Raw genomic sequence first — 15,473 nt, 5'->3', positions numbered from 1 at the left:
TGGACACTACGCGACCTCGATCAGCGGCTTATCGGCCGATGCCACATGCAATTCACCGATAGCGTTGAGCGTGATACCGTGCTGTTCGGCAATCGCCAGCACCTGCGCTTCCGCCTCCGGCAATACCGCCAACAGCAAGCCGCCGGAGGTTTGCGGATCGCACAGCAGCTGGCGCTGCAAATCGCTCATCTCGCCCACCAGATGGCCATAGCTGTCGAAGTTGCGCCCGGTGCCGCCCGGCACACAGCCCTCGGCGATATACGCCTCGACGTCCGGCAGTTTCGGCACCCGATCAAACCAGACCGTCGCCTGCAGACCGGAGCCCTGGCATACCTCGCTCAGGTGACCCAGCAGGCCAAAGCCGGTGATGTCGGTCATCGCTGTGACGCCCGCCACCTCGGCAAAATCAGCACCCGGTTTATTCAGGCGACACATCACTTCAGTCGCCAGGCCCTGATGCTCAGGGCGCAGCTTGCTTTGCTTCTCGGCGGTCGTCAGCACACCGATGCCCAACGGCTTGGTCAGATAAAGTTTTGATCCGGCCTGTGCCGCGCTGTTTTTCTTCACCCGCTCGGTATTGACCACGCCGGTCACCGCCAGGCCGAAAATAGGTTCCGGTGCATCGATGGAATGGCCACCGGCCAGCGCGATCCCCGCCTGCTGGCAGGCGAAGCGGCCGCCGTCGATCACCTGCTGCGCCACCTCCGGCGGCAGCTTGGCGATCGGCCAGCCGAGAATGGCGATCGCCATGATCGGTTTGCCGCCCATGGCGTACACGTCGCTGATGGCGTTGGCAGCCGCAATGCGGCCGAAATCGAATGGATCGTCGACGATCGGCATGAAGAAGTCGGTGGTGCTGATGATGCCGACGCCGTTGCCAATGTCGTACACCGCCGCATCGTCGCGGGTTTCATTGCCGACCAGCAGGCGCGGATCGACAAACTTTTCCCGCTCGCTATGCAGGATGGTTTCGAGAACTTTCGGTGAGATTTTGCAGCCGCAGCCAGCGCCATGGCTGTACTGGGTTAAACGGATCGCTGGCGATGTCATAGTCCACTCCCTTCGGTAACGGCACTCAAGATAACATAGGGTAGCGCTTGCCGAGGGGATTGATAAGAGCGGGCCGCCGATAAGCGAACGGCCTGCTCAGAAACCATGCAATTTTACGGGGTTTGGCGCATTTTCACCGCGCCCCGTTGGAAAAAACTCAGAAATAGCTGACGAAAGGCGTGCTGTCCGGCGGCGTCACCTTGGTGGCAGCCTTCAGCTGCGGCGTCCCCAGATAGAGGAAGCCGACGATCTCGTCCTGCTCGCGGCAACCGAAGGCTTCACGCACCAGCGCATGCTCGGTCCAGGCGCCGGTGCGCCAGATGCCGTTAAAGCCCTGCGCCAGCGCCGCCATCTGCATCGCCTGCACGGCGCAACCGGCGGAAACCACCTGCTCCCAGCGCGGCACTTTGGTCTCTTCCGTGCAGTGCGCGATGACGGTGATGATCAGCGGTGCGCGGAACGGCGCCTTGGTGGCTTTTTCGATCGCCGCCTCGTCCAGCTGATCCTGCTTCGCCGCCGCCTGCAGCAGCTGACTGAAGCGTTCCAGGCCCTGATTCTCGATCATCACGAAACGCCACGGCTGCAGCGCGCCGTGATCGGGTGCACGCAGGCCCGCGTTGATGATATTTTGGCGCACTTCCCCCGCCGGCGCCGGTTCCGCCAGGCGCGAAGCCGAGCGACGATTCAATAAAAGATCCAGAGCATCCATCGTAAACTCCTGATAACAATTTTCATTCCGGCCACGTTAACATAGCTAAACGACGAGTTACAGCCTCGGCGATAGCGTCTGTGTGCCACGATTTAAAGCTGACATTTACCCGGCCGCTCATTAGGATAGCGGAACATTCTCGACTCTTGTTGGAGAGCACATGCGCACATTGTGGCAAATTATTGCCGGCATTTTCCGGTGGACATGGCGTCTGCTGAATTTTATCAGGGAACTGATCCTTAACCTGTTCCTGGTCTTGCTGATCCTGGTTGGGGTCGGCATCTATCTGTCCTTCCAAAGTTCCTCCACCTCGACGGCCCCGGCGCGCGGCGCGCTGCTGGTCGATTTAAGCGGCGTGGTGGTCGATCAGCCTTCGGTAAACAACCGAGTGCGGCAATGGGGCCGCGAACTGTTGGGCGCCTCCAGCAGCCGCCTGCAGGAAAACTCGCTGTTCGACGTAGTCGACAGCATCCGCAAGGCCAAAGACGACAAAAACATTACCGGCATGGTGTTGCAGCTGAATGATTTCGTCGGCGCCGATCAGCCGTCGCTGCGCTATATCGGCAAAGCGCTGCGCGAGTTCCGCGACAGCGGCAAACCGATCTTCGCCATCGGCGACAGCTACAACCAGACGCAATACTATCTGGCCAGCTACGCCAACAAGGTCTACCTGTCGCCGCAGGGCGCGGTCGATCTGCACGGTTTCGCCACCAACAACCTGTATTACAAGTCGTTGCTGGACATGCTCAAGGTCACCACCAATATCTTCCGCGTCGGCACCTATAAATCGGCGGTCGAACCGCTGATCCGCGACGATATGTCTCCGGCGGCGCGCGAAGCAGACAGCCGCTGGATTGGCGGCCTGTGGCAGAACTATCTGGAGACCGTCGCGGCCAACCGCCAGCTGACGCCGCAGCAGCTGTTCCCCGGCGCCGCCGGCGTGCTGAGCGGCCTGCAGGCGGCCGGTGGCGACACCGCTCGCTATGCGCTGGACAACAAGCTGGTGGACGAGTTGGCGTCGCGCACCGCGATCGAAAATCAGCTGGTCAAGACCTTCGGCTGGGACAAACAGGTAAACGATTTCAACGCCATCAGCATCTACGACTATCAGCCGAAACCGGACGCGAACCAGGGCGGCAAGATCGCCGTCGTCTTCGCCAACGGCGCCATCATGGACGGCCCGCAGACGCCGGGTAACGTCGGGGGCGACACCACCGCCGCCGAGCTGCGTCAGGCGCGTCTGGATCCGGCCATCAAAGCCGTGGTGTTCCGTGTCAACAGCCCTGGCGGAAGCGTCAGCGCGTCCGAAGTGATCCGCTCCGAGCTGGCCGCCGTGCGCGCCGCCGGCAAACCGGTGGTGGTGTCGATGGGCGGCATGGCCGCATCGGGCGGTTACTGGGTCTCGACGCCGGCCGACTACATCATCGCCAGCCCGAGTACGCTGACTGGATCCATCGGCATTTTCGGCATCATCAATACCTACGAGAAAACCCTGGATACGCTGGGCGTGCACACCGACGGCGTGGCGACCTCGCCGCTGGCCGACATCGCGGTCACCAAGGCGTTGCCGCAGGAGTTCTCACAGATGATGCAGCTGAACATCGAAAACGGGTATAAGAACTTCCTCGATCTGGTTGCCAAATCGCGCAAGATGACCCCGCAGCAGGTCGATCAAATCGCCCAAGGCCACGTCTGGCTCGGCAGCGACGCCAAGGCCAATGGCTTGGTCGATCAGTTGGGCGATTTTGACGACGCGGTGAAGAAAGCCGCTGAGCTGGCGAAGCTGCAGCAGTGGCAGCTTGACTGGTTCGTCGATACCCCGAGCCTGAGCGATATGGTGCTCAGCCAGTTCGGCGTTTCCATTCACGCCATGCTGCCGGCGGCGATTCAGGCCATGCTGCCTGCCCCGCTGGCCTCGGTCGCCAATGCGGTGAAAGAGCAGCCGGGTTTGTTCAATAACTTGAACGATCCGCAGAACCGTTACGCGATCTGTCTGACCTGCGGAGAAGTCCGCTAACAAATAATTCTGCAGCCCGGCCATCGCCGGGCTTTTTTTCTGCCGCCATGCCCCTATAATTCAGCCCATCTTATCTTTGTTAAAATCATGACCATGCAAAAGAAATCCATTTACGTCGCCTACACCGGCGGCACCATCGGCATGCAGCGCTCCGATCACGGCTATATCCCGGTTTCCGGCCACCTGCAGCGCCAACTGGCGCTGATGCCGGAATTCCATCGGCCGGAAATGCCGGATTTCACCATTCATGAATACGCGCCATTGATTGACTCTTCGGACATGACGCCGGAAGACTGGCAGCACATCGCCGACGACATCAAGCAGAACTACGATCGCTACGACGGCTTCGTGATCCTGCACGGCACCGACACCATGGCGTTCACCGCCTCGGCGCTTTCCTTCATGCTGGAGAACCTGGCTAAGCCGGTGATCGTCACCGGCTCGCAGATTCCGCTGGCGGAGCTGCGCTCCGATGGCCAAACCAATCTGCTGAATGCATTGTACCTGGCAGCCAACCATCCGGTGAACGAAGTCAGCCTGTTCTTCAACAACAAGCTGTTCCGCGGCAACCGCACCACCAAAGCGCACGCCGACGGCTTCGACGCCTTCGCCTCCCCGAATCTGCCGCCGCTGCTGGAAGCCGGCATTCACATTCGTCGCCAGCACGGCATCGACAGCCCGGCTTGCAACGGCGCTCTGCGGGTGCACGACATCACGCCGCAGCCGATCGGCGTGGTCACTATCTATCCGGGCATTTCCGGCGCGGTGGTGCGTAACTTCCTGCTGCAGCCGGTCAAGGCGCTGATCCTGCGTTCCTACGGCGTCGGCAACGCGCCGCAGAAGGCCGAGCTGATCGACGAGTTGCGTGCGGCCTCCGAACGCGGCATCGTGGTGGTCAACCTGACGCAGTGCATCTCCGGGCGCGTCAATATGGAAGGCTACGCCACCGGCAACGCGCTGGCGCACGCCGGGGTTATCAGCGGTTTCGACATGACGGTGGAAGCCGCCCTGACCAAGCTGCACTATCTGTTGAGCCAGCCGCTGACGCCGGAACAAATCCGCGCCCTGATGCAGCAAGATCTGCGCGGCGAGCTGAGCATCAACGGTTAATCGACTGAACTCTGGAGCGGCGATGAAAACGGCCCTGTTGTTGATCGATCTGCAAAACGACTTCTGCCCCGGCGGCGCGCTGGCGGTCACGGCGGGCGACGCCGTCATCCCGGTCGCCAATCAGGCGATCGCCGCCTGCCTGGCGCGGGGCGAGCCGGTGGTGGCCAGCCAGGACTGGCACCCCGCCAATCACCGCAGCTTTGCGGTGAACTCCGATGCGCAGGTCGGCACCCTCGGTGAGCTGGAAGGCCTGCCGCAGGTATGGTGGCCGGTGCACTGCGTGCAAGGGAGCCACGGCGCCGATTTTCATCCCCAGTTACAGCGGCAACACATCAATGCCGTCTTTCGCAAAGGGCAAGATACGAACATCGACAGCTACAGCGCGTTCTTCGATAACGGCCACCGTGCGCAAACCGAACTGCACGGCTGGCTGCAATCGCAGGGCGTCCGGCGGCTGGCGATCATGGGCCTGGCGACCGACTACTGCGTGAAGTTCAGCGTGCTGGATGCGCTGGCTGCCGGCTATCCGACGCAAGTGATCGTCGACGGCTGCCGCGGCGTGAATCTGCAGCCGGACGACAGTGAGCGAGCGCTGCAGGAGATGGCGCGCGCCGGCGCGCAGCTAGTTACCCTGTCACAGTTTCTCGCCAACTAAATCCGCTCGGGCGCCACCGGCGCCCTCTCTGCGCGGCGGCGAAATTATCGACGCTGCTCACAATACCGCCTTTCTTCTTCCCCAACGGCTTGTGACCGGCAGGCGCTTTTGCTGTTATGACTGCGACGCTTTTGGCGTCAATCGGTTATACGCATCCGGGGCCCACTGAGCCCGGCTTTATTGTGCCCGCCCCTGGCGGTACGGTCGGCCTTGCCGATCCCAAGGAGACAAACATGAAAATAACCCGAAAACTGCTGCCTTTGCTGGCAGCGGTGCAGTTGGCTATCGCCGGTATCGGCGCGGCTCAGGCGGCCTATCTCTCCGTCGGCTACTTCAACGGCGGCGGCGACGTCACCGCCGGCCCCGGTGGCGACATCGACAAGCTGGACGTGACGCAAATCACCCACCTCAACTATTCGTTTGGCCTGATCTACAACGACGAGAAAGACGAAACCAATGCGGCGCTGAAAGACCCCGCTCGCCGCCACCAGATCTACCTGTCGCCGAAAGTCACGGCCGATCTGCAACGTCTGCCGGTGCTGCGCAAACAGAACCCCGAGCTGAAAGTGCTGTTGTCAGTCGGTGGCTGGGGCGCACGCGGTTTCTCCGGCGCCGCCGCCACCGCGGAAAACCGGGCGATTTTCATTCGCTCCGCGTTGCAGGTGATCGAGCAGTACCGGCTGGATGGGATCGATCTGGACTGGGAATACCCGGTAAACGGCGCCTGGGGTTTGGTGGAAAGCCAACCGGCAGACCGCGACAACTTCACCCTGCTGCTGAAAGAACTTCATCAGGCGCTGGGTAAAGGCAAACTGTTGACCATCGCCGTTGGCGCCAACGTCAAAAGCCCACGTGAATGGGTCGATGTGAAAAATATTGCGCCCTACCTCAATTACATCAATCTGATGACTTACGACATGGCTTACGGCACGCAGTACTTCAATGCCAACCTGTACGATTCAACGCGTTGGCCAACCGTAGCCGCCGCCGATCGCTACAGCGCCGATAACGTGGTAAAGCATTATCTGGCCGCCGGTCTGAAACCGGCACAGATGAACCTGGGCATCGGTTTCTACGGCCGGGTGCCGAAACGGGCGACCGAGGCGGGCATCGACTGGGACAAACCGGACGCCGCCAAGCATCCGGTGACGCAGCCTGACTTCAGCGCGCGCGAAACCGCCCTGTTCAACGCGCTGGGGCTGGATCTCAGCAAAGACACTTACTTTAAATACCGCGATATCGTCAACAAATTGCTCAACGATCCGCAGCAGCGTTTCCGCGAGCACTGGGATGACGACGCCAAAGTGCCATACCTGACGCTGCAATCCGCCGAAGGCAAACCGCTGTTCGCTATCTCCTACGAGAACCCGCGTTCGGTGGCCATCAAGGCCGATTACATCAAAAGCCAGGGATTGGGCGGTGCGATGTTCTGGGAATACGGCGCGGACGACAACAACCGGCTGGCGCAGCAGCTGGCGGAATCGCTGGGCATAAAGGGCGAAAAACGGTGAGTCGACGGGGCGATGGCGACATCGCCCCGCTTTAGGGTCGCGTTACTGCGGTTTGAGTTTGGCCAGCGGCTCGGCAACGAACTGCTGTTTCAGCTCTTGCTTGCTCTTCATCACAATCTGCCCGTCGGTACCGATGCTCATGTGCTGCGGATCGACGTTGTGCATCGACTGCCACAGCATCACCGCCTGCAAGCTATTTTCTTTCTGTTCCGGCGTCAGCGCCACGCCGTCCGGCCATTTACCCAGCTCAACCGCCAGTACCAGGCGCTGGTATATCTCGGGCGTCATCGCCGCAATCAGATCTTTCACGTCCATCAGAGCCCTTCTCGCTTACGGATGAATAATTAGCTGAATCGATTTTGTTAGTTAAATTACCACTTAACCGGCCGTTTGGTCGCCATTTTCGCCATCGGTGAAACTCAGCGAGGCGGAGTTGACGCAGTAGCGGTCGCCTGTCGGCTGCGGGCCATCGGGGAAAACGTGCCCCAGGTGCGCGTCGCAGTGGCCGCAGCGGATTTCAACACGATGCATATTATGCGAATTATCATCAAGATAGCGGATTGCATCGGCGGAAACCGGCTCATAAAAACTCGGCCAACCGCAGCCGGAATCGTATTTGGTTTCGGAATAGAACAGCGGCTGGTTGCAGCACAGGCAATGGTACACGCCCTCGCGCTTGTTGTGCAGCAATTTGCCGCTGAACGGCGCTTCGGTACCACGCTGTTGCGTCACATAACGTTGGATTTCATTCAGTTCCGTGACCGGATGACCGGGGGTTGTCTCTTTAGCCATTTGTGCTTATCTCTGAATGTGGATAATGTCAACGAAAACAATGATTAATAATAACAAAAAATTAACACCGCTGCAGGGGTTTTTGGCCTAAACTGTAGCCCATAAAGGCTACGTCACGATGATATGTGATAGCGATCACACATCTTGCGTATGCTGACTTTATACTTGGCGGCTTGTCCCCATATAACGGATGAGGCCAAGCGCAAATGGACTGTGCAATAAGCGTGCAAAACCACCCTTCTGGTTTGACTTGCCGCAAGAATTGACACGATTCCGCTTGACGCTGGGTAAGGTTTTTGTAATTTTACAACCAACCTTTTATTCACTAACAAATAGCTGGTGGAATATATGACTATCAAAGTAGGTATCAACGGTTTTGGCCGTATCGGTCGCATTGTTTTCCGTGCTGCTCAAGAGCGTTCTGACATCGAGATCGTTGCAATCAACGACCTGTTGGACGCAGAGTACATGGCTTACATGCTGAAGTATGACTCTACTCACGGCCGTTTCAACGGTACGGTAGAAGTTAAAGACGGCCACCTGGTTGTTAACGGCAAAACCATCCGTGTTACCGCAGAGAAAGACCCGGCTAACCTGAAGTGGAACGAAGTAGGCGTTGACGTGGTTGCTGAAGCGACCGGTATCTTCCTGACCGACGAAACCGCGCGTAAACACATCACCGCCGGCGCTAAAAAAGTGGTTCTGACTGGCCCATCCAAAGATGCGACCCCAATGTTCGTGCGCGGCGCTAACTTTGACAAATATGCCGGCCAGGACATCGTGTCCAACGCCTCTTGCACCACCAACTGCCTGGCGCCACTGGCTAAAGTCATCAACGACAACTTCGGTATCGTTGAAGGTCTGATGACCACCGTTCACGCGACCACCGCTACTCAGAAAACCGTTGATGGCCCGTCCCACAAAGACTGGCGCGGCGGCCGCGGCGCATCCCAGAACATCATCCCTTCTTCTACCGGCGCAGCGAAAGCGGTTGGCGTGGTTCTGCCAGAGCTGAAAGGCAAACTGACCGGTATGGCGTTCCGCGTACCGACGCCTAACGTATCCGTTGTTGACCTGACCGTACGTCTGGAAAAAGCGGCTACCTACGAAGAAATCAAGAAAGCCATCAAAGACGCCGCTGAAGGTTCTATGAAAGGCGTTCTGGGCTACGTTGAAGACGACGTGGTTTCCACCGATTTCAACGGCGAAGTGCTGACTTCCGTGTTCGATGCCAAAGCCGGTATCGCACTGAACGACAACTTCGTGAAGCTGGTTTCCTGGTACGACAACGAAACCGGTTATTCCAACAAGGTTTTGGATCTGATCGCTCACATCTCCAAGTAATGGCATGATGTTAAGCTGATAATGAGGGCGACATTTTTGTCGCCCTTTTTTATTTGTCTCTCCGGCAAACAATAGGTCATGAAATGAACGAGAAAATTTTCACCCTGCCCGTTTCCGAACAGATTTCACCTTACATCAGCCAACGTCAGCTCGATGAGCTGGGCGTGGTGGTGGTCTCGCACCCGAAAGTGCGCGCGGCCGTCGCGCTGCAGGGCGCCCATTTGCTGGCCTGGCAGCCCAGCGGTGAGCAGCCGGTAATTTGGCTCAGCAACAATACCCCGTTTGCCAAAGGCAAGGCCATCCGCGGTGGGGTACCGATCTGCTGGCCGTGGTTCGGTCCAGTGGCGCACCCCTCCCACGGCTTTGCCCGTAACCAGCCCTGGAGCCTGACGGCCCACGATGAAGATGACAACGGCGTCATTCTGACCTTCACGCTGAAAGACAATGAGCAGACCCGAAAACTGTGGCCGCACGCCTTCACGCTGATTGCCCGCTTCAAACTGGGTGCAGAGTGCGAGATCGAACTGGAATCGCACGGCGATTATCAGGCCACGGCGGCGCTACATAGCTACTTCCAGGTCGGCGACATCGAACGGGTCAGCGTGGCGGGTCTGGGCGAGCCTTATATCGACAAGGTGGCGGGCGGCGCAGAGGCACGTCAGGCCGGCGAAGTGACCTTCGTCGGCCAAACCGATCGTGTCTATACTCGCCCGGAAGCCTTCAGCCAGATCCGCGATCCGGCGCTCGCACGCACCATCGAGGTTCACCACCATCATATGAGCGACGTCATCGCCTGGAACCCCGGCGCAGAACTCTCCTGCAGCATGGGGGATATGCCGAACGACGGTTACAAGACCATGGTTTGTATCGAGACCGGGCGCGTCAGCAAACCGCTGATCGCCGCCGGCGAGCAACCCGCCCGTTTGGGAGTCACCTTCCGCAGCCGTAAAAACGCCTGAGGGATCGTGCGCGGCAGCGCACTGTAGATGTGCAAAAGGGGCGCTTGCGCCCCTTTTTGATGCACGCTATGCACGATAATCGTGCAATGCGTGATTAGAAGGTGTAGCTCACACCCGTCATCAACAAACCGGTGTAAGATTTATCCACCATCGGACTGTCTTTTACTTCATCCGACAGCTTCACATAGCGGCCGACGAAGAAAGCGTTCCAGCTCTTGTTGAGCTGGTAATTAGCGCTCAGCTCGAGATACGGTGCCCAGCTATCGCCTGGGGTGTAGCTATCCAGGCCGCTGCGGCGGGATTCATTGGCGCTGACGCCGTAGTAATATTTGTTCTGGTTCTTGCTGTTCCACATCACGCCCACACCCGGGACCAGCGTCAATGCGTCCAGATCAAACTTGTACAGGTAAGCCACATCGCCCACCAGCCCGTTGCTGTTGTTCAGCGTATCGCCGGTGAAAGTGGTACGGATAGTGCCCCACTCCGCGTTGTGCGAATAGGCCAGGCCGGCCATCAGCGTGCCGCGACGCTTGTCGAGGCGCTTCATGCGATCGTCGTCGCTGTCGCCCGGACGGTAGCCCCATGGCGTGTAGTAACCCATGATGCTCAGCTGGTTTTCTTGATCTTTCCACAGGTAGTAACCGGCGGTCAGAGTACGGAAGTAGAAGTCGTCACCTTCATAGTCGATGACGGGCACCGGATAAACGCGGTCCTGATAACCGCGATACGCGTCCGGGCTAACCAGCGCGGCAGCGCCAAGTGACCAGGTCCCCGCCTGAGCACTTTGCGCACAAACCATTGCGGAAGCGATAATTGCTAGCGTTTTGAGTTTTGAAATCTTCACTGGTTCTTTTTCCATAAATTACAGGGTTAATAGCCGCAATAGTTTATGTGAAAATTTAGTTGCGCGCCTAATCTTTACAATAGAAAACGACCAAGATCGAATAACTTATAGCGGAATTATGAATTAATCATGGCGGAACGATGACGTTTTATCCCGCAGGCCGCGCCAGACAAGGCATTTGGCTAACACGGTAATAACTGAGTCATTGATATGACTTAAAAAAAGCTTTTTCTGCGGCAGGAAATTTTCCGGCAAGCAAACTAAGCTTAAATCAGAAGGCGAATTTATCCTGGGCCCAGTGGCATACAGCGCAACTCGCGATAATAAGCGCACCAAGTTGGCATACGGGTTGCTGTACTCAGGCGTATTCTCATCTTCCGGGGGCCAGAACACTATCACACGCTCTCTTTAACCTGTGCTAATAACGAAAGGACGGGCATCATGAACATATTTGACCACTATCGCCAGCGCTACGAAGCTGCCAAGGACGAAGAGTTCACACTGCAGGAATTTCTTACCATTTGCCGGCAAGATCGCAGTGCCTATGCCAACGCGGCCGAACGTCTGCTGATGGCTATCGGTGAACCTGTGATGGTCGACACTGCGCTAGAATCACGCCTGTCGCGCCTGTTCTCCAATCGCGTGATCGCACGCTATCCGGCCTTCGAGGAATTCTATGGCATGGAAGAGGCCATCGAACAGATCGTCTCTTACCTGAAACACGCCGCGCAGGGCCTGGAAGAGAAGAAACAGATCCTTTACCTGCTGGGCCCGGTGGGCGGCGGTAAGTCCTCGCTGGCAGAACGTCTTAAGGCGTTGATGCAGCGCGTGCCCATCTACACCCTCAGCGCCAATGGCGAGCGCAGCCCGGTCAACGATCATCCGCTGTGCCTGTTCAACCCGCAGGAAGATGCCTCGATCCTGGAGAAAGAGTTCAACATCCCGAGTCGCTACCTCGGCACTATCATGTCGCCGTGGGCGGCGAAACGCCTGCATGAGTTCGGCGGCGACATCACCAAATTTAAAGTCGTGAAGGTGCGCCCTTCCATTCTGGAACAGATCGCCATCGCCAAAACCGAACCGGGCGATGAAAACAACCAGGACATCTCGGCGCTGGTCGGTAAAGTGGATATCCGTAAACTGGAGAACCACGCGCAGAACGATCCGGACGCCTACGGTTACTCCGGCGCCCTGTGCCGCGCCAACCAGGGGATTATGGAGTTCGTCGAGATGTTCAAAGCGCCGATCAAGGTGCTGCATCCGCTGCTGACCGCGACCCAGGAAGGCAACTACAACGGCACTGAAGGCATCTCCGCCCTGCCGTTCAGCGGCATTATTCTGGCGCACTCCAACGAATCCGAGTGGGTGACCTTCCGCAACAACAAGAACAACGAAGCGTTCCTCGACCGCGTGTACATCGTCAAAGTACCTTACTGCCTGCGCGTGTCTGAAGAGATCAAAATTTACGACAAGCTGCTGGATCACAGCGAGCTGACTCACGCGCCTTGCGCACCGGGCACCCTCGAAACATTGGCGCGGTTCAGCGTGCTGTCGCGGTTGAAAGAGCCGGAAAACTCGAGCATTTACTCGAAAATGCGCGTGTATGACGGCGAAAGTCTCAAGGATACCGATCCGAAAGCCAAGTCCTATCAAGAGTACCGCGACTACGCTGGGGTTGACGAAGGCATGAACGGCCTCTCCACCCGTTTCGCCTTTAAAATCCTCTCGCGGGTATTCAACTTCGATCACGCCGAGGTGGCGGCCAACCCGGTACACCTGTTCTATGTGCTGGAGCAGCAGATCGAACGCGAACAGTTCCCGCAGGATTTGGCCGAGAAATACCTGGAACACCTGAAAGGCTATCTGATCCCGAAATACGCCGAGTTTATCGGCAAAGAGATCCAGACCGCCTATCTGGAATCCTACTCGGAATACGGACAGAACATTTTTGACCGTTATGTGACCTACGCGGACTTCTGGATCCAGGATCAGGAGTATCGCGATCCCGATACCGGTCAGCTATTCGATCGTGAGTCTTTGAACGCCGAACTGGAAAAAATTGAAAAACCGGCCGGTATCAGCAACCCGAAAGATTTCCGTAACGAAATCGTGAACTTCGTGCTGCGCGCTCGTGCCAACAACAACGGCCGCAATCCGAACTGGACCAGCTACGAGAAGCTGCGCACCGTGATCGAGAAAAAAATGTTCTCCAATACCGAAGAGCTGTTGCCGGTGATTTCGTTCAACGCCAAAACGTCGACGGACGAGCAGAAAAAACACGACGACTTCGTTGACCGCATGATGGAGAAAGGCTATACCCGCAAGCAGGTGCGCCTGCTGTGTGAATGGTATCTGCGGGTCAGAAAATCCTCATAACGCCTCAGGTAAGCGGCATTATCAGGGCCATGTCCACAGTCATGGACGTTGCAGCGCAGCCCACGGAGGGGCTGGCACATTGCGCTGCCGCGGCCGGGACATGAAGAGTTGGCAACGTCGTTTGGGGGAAGTATGGCCTATTTCATTGACCGACGGCTGAACGGCAAAAACAAGAGCATGGTGAACCGCCAGCGCTTCTTGCGCCGTTACAAGTCGCAAATCAAACAGTCGATTGCCGAAGCCATCAACAAGCGTTCGGTCACCGACGTAGACAGCGGGGAGTCGGTCTCCATCCCCACTGACGATATCAACGAACCGATGTTTCATCAGGGGCGCGGCGGCACTCGCCATCGCGTTCACCCGGGCAATGACCACTTCGTGCAGAACGATCGCGTTGAGCGGCCTCAGGGCGGCGCAGGCGGTGGCGGCGGCCAAGGGAACGCCAGTCAGGACGGTGAGGGCCAGGATGAATTCGTCTTCCAGATATCCAAAGATGAGTATCTCGATCTTTTGTTCGAGGATCTCGCCCTGCCCAACTTGAAGAAGAATCAGTACAAGCAATTGACCGAGTTCAAAACCCATCGCGCCGGCTATACCGCCAACGGCGTGCCGGCCAACATCAGCGTCGTGCGTTCGCTGCAGAACTCGCTGGCGCGGCGTACCGCCATGACCGCCGGTAAAAGACGCGCGTTGCACGAGTTGGAAGACGCGCTGACCCAGTTGGAAAACACCGAACCCGTGCAATTGCTGGAAGAGGAGCGGCTGCGCAAAGAAATTGCCGAACTGCGCAAGAAAATCGAAAGCGTGCCGTTTATCGATACCTTCGACCTGCGCTACAAAAACTATGAGCGCCGGCCGGAGCCCTCGAGCCAGGCGGTGATGTTCTGCCTGATGGACGTGTCCGGTTCGATGGATCAGGCGACCAAAGACATGGCCAAGCGTTTTTACATTCTGCTTTATCTGTTCCTGAGCCGAACCTACAAAAACGTTGAGGTGGTCTATATTCGCCATCACACCCAGGCAAAAGAGGTGGATGAACAGGAGTTCTTCTATTCACAGGAAACCGGCGGCACCATCGTCTCCAGTGCGCTGAAGTTGATGAACGACGTCGTCGAAGAACGTTATGACCCGGCGCAATGGAATATCTACGCCGCGCAAGCCTCGGACGGCGACAACTGGGCCGACGATTCACCGCTGTGCCATGAACTGTTGGCGAAGAAGATCCTGCCGATGGTGCGTTATTATAGCTACATAGAGATCACTCGCCGCGCTCACCAAACGCTGTGGCGTGAATATGAGGATCTGCAGGCGAAGTTCGACAACTTCGCCATGCAGCATATCCGCGAACCGGACGATATCTATCCGGTATTCCGCGAACTGTTTCGCAAGCAGACCGTGTGAATAACATCGCGTGAATGTCACCACAGCCGGAAAACGCCGTTTTCCGGCTGTTTCTTTTCCGCATTATATTTACATCATCCGTGTTTGTTTTTTACACAATAACAATGTCAATAATAAGTCGCGTTCCCCAGAACGACCCTCTCTATTATTTGTTCTTCTGAGGTTATTCCTAAACATTCGCCTCCACGTCCACACGGCTTGATAGGAATATTCCCATTCAGTTATCGTTATCCCATCGCTTAAGACCTTTCCTAAGCGAAATTTGCCTCATTTTATTTTTCTATGGCTTCTCAGCCCGCTGCGGCGGGCATCTACCTGTCAGCAGGTTAAACATCATGATCGACTACACCCTCTATGGCCTCAACAAACACGACGTTGATGAATACCATAAGCAAATATGCTGCCTGCTCGGCAAAAACGTGCTTCTGGTGCTGACCGCCAACAAGCCGATAACCAAACAGAACCTGCTCGCCAGCCTTATCCAGGAGATAGAAAAACAGCCCGATGATTATTTTCAGAGGCTGCATCGTGCGGCAATAGAAATGATCGGGGTTAACGGGCGTTAAGGCGATATGCGTAAGGCAGACATCTACGCCATTATTGCCACCGCCGTCGTGCTGATGATGCTGTTAATCATTAATATCGATAGCGATATCAGCGTTTATCCTTAATGGGCCCCTATTACGCCGGCTCTTTAGCCCGGCG

Annotated in this window: 14 protein-coding genes; 9 read left to right on the top strand and 5 right to left on the bottom strand. The window is 57.2% G+C overall.

Going from position 1 to position 15,473, the window contains the following annotated elements:
* Positions 1-6: 6 nt before the first annotated feature.
* A complete protein-coding gene (gene selD, locus WA302_RS13775; RefSeq protein WP_025303088.1) occupies positions 7-1,050 on the bottom strand; it encodes a selenide, water dikinase SelD in 1,044 nt (347 codons plus the stop codon).
* 157 nt (positions 1,051-1,207) lie between these two features.
* Complete coding sequence (locus WA302_RS13770) at positions 1,208-1,759, bottom strand: NAD(P)H nitroreductase (protein ID WP_004932204.1); 552 nt, start codon at positions 1,757-1,759, stop codon at positions 1,208-1,210.
* Between the two features lie 160 nt (positions 1,760-1,919).
* Here WA302_RS13770 and sppA point away from each other — a divergent pair, with 160 nt between their 5' ends.
* The 4 genes from sppA to WA302_RS13750 all read left to right on the top strand — a co-directional run bounded on the left by sppA (position 1,920) and on the right by WA302_RS13750 (position 7,052).
* On the top strand, positions 1,920-3,776 hold the full coding sequence (sppA, locus tag WA302_RS13765) for a signal peptide peptidase SppA (RefSeq protein ID WP_025303089.1): 1,857 nt from the start codon (positions 1,920-1,922) through the stop codon (positions 3,774-3,776).
* 93 nt (positions 3,777-3,869) lie between these two features.
* The gene (gene ansA, locus WA302_RS13760; RefSeq protein ID WP_047730911.1) at positions 3,870-4,886 is read left to right on the top strand and encodes an asparaginase; all 1,017 of its coding nucleotides are present in this window, start codon (positions 3,870-3,872) and stop codon (positions 4,884-4,886) included.
* 22 nt (positions 4,887-4,908) lie between these two features.
* Entirely contained in the window at positions 4,909-5,541 is a 633-nt protein-coding gene (gene pncA, locus WA302_RS13755; RefSeq protein WP_261456419.1) for a bifunctional nicotinamidase/pyrazinamidase, read from the top strand.
* 233 nt (positions 5,542-5,774) lie between these two features.
* Entirely contained in the window at positions 5,775-7,052 is a 1,278-nt protein-coding gene (locus WA302_RS13750) for a glycoside hydrolase family 18 protein (RefSeq protein ID WP_261456420.1), read from the top strand.
* Between the two features lie 42 nt (positions 7,053-7,094).
* Here WA302_RS13750 and WA302_RS13745 read toward each other — a convergent pair whose 3' ends face one another.
* Both WA302_RS13745 and msrB read right to left on the bottom strand, forming a co-directional pair.
* Entirely contained in the window at positions 7,095-7,367 is a 273-nt protein-coding gene (locus tag WA302_RS13745) for a YeaC family protein (protein WP_025303093.1), read from the bottom strand.
* Positions 7,368-7,430: 63 nt separating this feature from the next.
* A complete protein-coding gene (gene msrB, locus WA302_RS13740) occupies positions 7,431-7,844 on the bottom strand; it encodes a peptide-methionine (R)-S-oxide reductase MsrB (protein WP_004932219.1) in 414 nt (137 codons plus the stop codon).
* Positions 7,845-8,192: 348 nt separating this feature from the next.
* On the opposite strand from msrB, the gene gapA reads away from it, so the two are divergent.
* Positions 8,193-9,188: a glyceraldehyde-3-phosphate dehydrogenase gene (gene gapA / locus WA302_RS13735; protein WP_004932222.1), complete on the top strand. Its 996-nt coding sequence runs from the start codon at positions 8,193-8,195 to the stop codon at positions 9,186-9,188.
* 83 nt (positions 9,189-9,271) lie between these two features.
* On the top strand, positions 9,272-10,147 hold the full coding sequence (locus tag WA302_RS13730; protein ID WP_261456421.1) for a D-hexose-6-phosphate mutarotase: 876 nt from the start codon (positions 9,272-9,274) through the stop codon (positions 10,145-10,147).
* A gap of 94 nt (positions 10,148-10,241) precedes the next feature.
* On the opposite strand, the gene WA302_RS13725 is transcribed toward WA302_RS13730, so the two are convergent.
* Positions 10,242-11,006: a MipA/OmpV family protein gene (locus WA302_RS13725; protein ID WP_147823886.1), complete on the bottom strand. Its 765-nt coding sequence runs from the start codon at positions 11,004-11,006 to the stop codon at positions 10,242-10,244.
* Between the two features lie 426 nt (positions 11,007-11,432).
* Between WA302_RS13725 and yeaG the strand changes: the two genes are divergently transcribed.
* From yeaG to WA302_RS13710, 3 genes are all read left to right on the top strand, one after another.
* Complete coding sequence (gene yeaG, locus WA302_RS13720) at positions 11,433-13,367, top strand: protein kinase YeaG (protein ID WP_025303096.1); 1,935 nt, start codon at positions 11,433-11,435, stop codon at positions 13,365-13,367.
* Between the two features lie 132 nt (positions 13,368-13,499).
* Positions 13,500-14,768 (top strand): YeaH/YhbH family protein, encoded by a 1,269-nt coding sequence (locus WA302_RS13715; RefSeq protein WP_004932234.1) that lies wholly within the window; start codon positions 13,500-13,502, stop codon positions 14,766-14,768.
* Positions 14,769-15,103: 335 nt separating this feature from the next.
* Positions 15,104-15,334, top strand: coding sequence for a hypothetical protein (locus WA302_RS13710; RefSeq protein WP_004932237.1), 231 nt, complete (start codon positions 15,104-15,106; stop codon positions 15,332-15,334).
* The last annotated feature ends 139 nt before the right edge of the window (positions 15,335-15,473 follow it).

This window comes from Serratia sp. 201 (assembly GCF_037027545.1).
Lineage (GTDB): Bacteria > Pseudomonadota > Gammaproteobacteria > Enterobacterales > Enterobacteriaceae > Serratia > Serratia bockelmannii.
This window is presented reverse-complemented; position numbering and strand designations above follow the sequence as displayed.

What these genes read in the sequence shown, in the direction of transcription:
- selD (WP_025303088.1), bottom strand. Translation starts at nt 1,050, where the DNA reads ATGACATCGCCAGCGATCCGTTTAACCCAGTACAGCCATGGCGCTGGC.
- WA302_RS13770 (WP_004932204.1), bottom strand. Translation starts at nt 1,759, where the DNA reads ATGGATGCTCTGGATCTTTTATTGAATCGTCGCTCGGCTTCGCGCCTG.
- sppA (WP_025303089.1), top strand. Translation starts at nt 1,920, where the DNA reads ATGCGCACATTGTGGCAAATTATTGCCGGCATTTTCCGGTGGACATGG.
- ansA (WP_047730911.1), top strand. Translation starts at nt 3,870, where the DNA reads ATGCAAAAGAAATCCATTTACGTCGCCTACACCGGCGGCACCATCGGC.
- pncA (WP_261456419.1), top strand. Translation starts at nt 4,909, where the DNA reads ATGAAAACGGCCCTGTTGTTGATCGATCTGCAAAACGACTTCTGCCCC.
- WA302_RS13750 (WP_261456420.1), top strand. Translation starts at nt 5,775, where the DNA reads ATGAAAATAACCCGAAAACTGCTGCCTTTGCTGGCAGCGGTGCAGTTG.
- WA302_RS13745 (WP_025303093.1), bottom strand. Translation starts at nt 7,367, where the DNA reads ATGGACGTGAAAGATCTGATTGCGGCGATGACGCCCGAGATATACCAG.
- msrB (WP_004932219.1), bottom strand. Translation starts at nt 7,844, where the DNA reads ATGGCTAAAGAGACAACCCCCGGTCATCCGGTCACGGAACTGAATGAA.
- gapA (WP_004932222.1), top strand. Translation starts at nt 8,193, where the DNA reads ATGACTATCAAAGTAGGTATCAACGGTTTTGGCCGTATCGGTCGCATT.
- WA302_RS13730 (WP_261456421.1), top strand. Translation starts at nt 9,272, where the DNA reads ATGAACGAGAAAATTTTCACCCTGCCCGTTTCCGAACAGATTTCACCT.
- WA302_RS13725 (WP_147823886.1), bottom strand. Translation starts at nt 11,006, where the DNA reads ATGGAAAAAGAACCAGTGAAGATTTCAAAACTCAAAACGCTAGCAATT.
- yeaG (WP_025303096.1), top strand. Translation starts at nt 11,433, where the DNA reads ATGAACATATTTGACCACTATCGCCAGCGCTACGAAGCTGCCAAGGAC.
- WA302_RS13715 (WP_004932234.1), top strand. Translation starts at nt 13,500, where the DNA reads ATGGCCTATTTCATTGACCGACGGCTGAACGGCAAAAACAAGAGCATG.
- WA302_RS13710 (WP_004932237.1), top strand. Translation starts at nt 15,104, where the DNA reads ATGATCGACTACACCCTCTATGGCCTCAACAAACACGACGTTGATGAA.